This is a genomic window from Fulvivirga aurantia, assembly GCF_009711475.1.
GTDB lineage: Bacteria > Bacteroidota > Bacteroidia > Cytophagales > Cyclobacteriaceae > Fulvivirga > Fulvivirga aurantia.
Genome location: NZ_SMMD01000403.1, coordinates 1 through 2,397, shown reverse-complemented (window position 1 = coordinate 2,397; position 2,397 = coordinate 1). Strand labels below are relative to the sequence as shown.

Below are 2,397 nucleotides of genomic sequence, written 5' to 3'. Positions count from 1 at the left end.
AAATACGCTAAAGAACTTTTTTAAGAAAGGTAACTTACCTGCAGAAGCCCACTTTTATGACCTTATTGACTCTATGATCAATAAAGTGGATGATGGTATGTCTAAAAATCTTGAGGAAGGTTTGATGCTTTCTCCCATAGGCACTTCAGAAAAACTCATGAGCTTTTATAAAAGTATTGAAGATAAAAGCCCGGCCTGGAGTTTTAACATCAATCGTGGTGATGGCAATTTGAATATTAATAATCACCTGGGAGATAGTCTTGTGACCATGAAAAAGGAAGGTATGGTAGGTATAAACAATACTAATCCTGAATATGAGCTGGATGTAAAGGGGGCTGTGGGGATGACTGGTAGAGTAGGTACCGGCTACACAGGTAAAGTATTGGCCGATGGCAAGTGGCACCCAATTTTAACTGAGCTCAATGGTTGTCATGCGCTGGAGATTGTAGCAGGTGTAGGCAAAAAGAAAACCGGTAAGTATGCACTCATACACGCCAATGCATTAAGCACTTTTGGTAAGTCAAAAAATAAAATAAAAGTAGTGCAGGGATATTATGGCGTGCGCTGTAATATGATAAAACTACGCTGGACGGGCGATACCTATAACTACAACCTCGAAATGAGAACACGCTGTAGTTATGGTGGAGATTATTATATCAAATACTATATCTCCAAACTATGGTTTGATCAATTTATGGATGATAGCTTTGAAGGATAATGAAGAAGATCAAGTTTGAAATTACTGTTGAGGAGGGAAATTTAATTTTCAAAGGGTTGAGCAAATTACCTTTTGAAGAGGTCTATGAGCTGATCGGTAAACTCAATGAGCAAGCCAACCGACAGCTAGGTAAAGAAAACAATCAGGAAGACAAAAATGGTCCTGATAACCTCAGCAACTTTCTCGAAAACCAATAATCAGCCGTAATAAAGCACCAGCCACAAACTATGGAAAAGCCGTTATTTCTAAACGATACCAAATCAGATAGTAGTGACCTAAATTATGAATCGCTCAGAGCTGAAGGTATCCACCTACTTCAAAAGCTAACGGGTGCTTTCTGGACTGATTATAATGAGCATGATCCGGGAGTTACCATATTAGAGCAGCTCTGTTATGCCATAACAGACCTGGCTTATCGTACCGATTTTGATATAGAAAATCATCTCTATATCGAAGATAATGCGCACAGTTCTTTCTTCAGGCCCGATGAAATATTGCCGTGTAATGCACTGTCGATAAGTGATTATCGTAAACTGATCTTTGATTCTGTTTTTGAGATTAAGAATGTTTGGTTTGTACCAACAGACGATCAAACTAACTCCATAAATGGTCTTTATAAAATACTTCTTGATATAGATGAAGGCACAAAGGGCAAGAAAGAAAAAGCCGAAATAATAGAAAAGGCCCTTTCTGTATATTACGAAAACAGGAACACATGTGAAGACATTGAGCAGATAAAGATTCTAGACCATCTGCCCGTGGCAATCCATGCAGATATTGAAATTGATGGCACAGTATCCCCGGAGAATTTATTAGCAAAAATCCTATATCGTGTAGATGAATATCTGTGCCCTCAAATGCGCTTTTATTCTTTGCGGGAGCTTCTTGACGAAGGCTATAAGTTAGAAGAGATATTTAACGGCCCACTTTTGCGACATGGTTTCGTGAAAACTGAAGAATTACCACCAAAAGCTGATAAAATACTCATCTCTGAAGTCATGAAAATAATCATGCAGGTGGAGGGCGTATCGAGTGTTAAAAACCTCAAATTGTCTGTAGATGGCAAGGAGTATGACAACCAGATTGATATAGAAGAACACCAGTTGCCAAAGTTGGTGATTGACAGTGTTACTGAGGAAGGGCAGCCTACAGTGAGTTTCTTCAAAGGTGTAGTTAACTATACTTTGATTGATCAAAAAATTGTAAAAAGAGCATTAAACGAAATGAAGTCGGTTAACAGAAGAGTTTATCGACTAACAGAAGAAAATATTGAATTACCGACTGGCGAAAACATTGATGTAGAGAAATACTTTTCTATTCAAAATCAGTTCCCGGTAAATTATGGAATTGGTGAAGGCGGTGTTCCGCACTCTCCAGATAATAAAAGAAAAGCTCAGGCACTACAGCTTAAAGGTTATCTCATGTTGTTTGAGCAGATATTGGCTAATTACCTGTCACAATTAGCCAATAGTAAGAAGCTGCTGGCCATCAGGTCAGACATTAACCAAACATATTTTCACCAGACCCTTGATGCTGTACCAGATGCTGCCAAATTATACAAGCAGCAATCAGGTAAAGAAGATGTAGACATTAGCTGGACAGGGGAGCAAGTGCCGTTGCAATATGAGGCCGGTTTAGCGAAACTTACCGAAATAGGTGATGATTTTAATGACAGAAGA

Annotated in this window: 2 protein-coding genes and 1 pseudogene; all 3 read left to right on the top strand. The window is 38.7% G+C overall.

Annotated elements, in window-relative coordinates:
• Positions 1–718: adhesin (locus E1176_RS20415; protein WP_185152569.1), on the top strand; the 718-nt coding region annotated here is incomplete at its 5' end.
• Positions 718–915, top strand: a complete 198-nt coding sequence (locus tag E1176_RS02280; protein WP_155208956.1) for a hypothetical protein — start codon at positions 718–720, stop codon at positions 913–915. The genes E1176_RS20415 and E1176_RS02280, both read left to right, overlap by 1 nt.
• A gap of 30 nt (positions 916–945) precedes the next feature.
• Positions 946–2,397, top strand: a pseudogene (locus tag E1176_RS02275) (hypothetical protein); the annotation flags it as partial.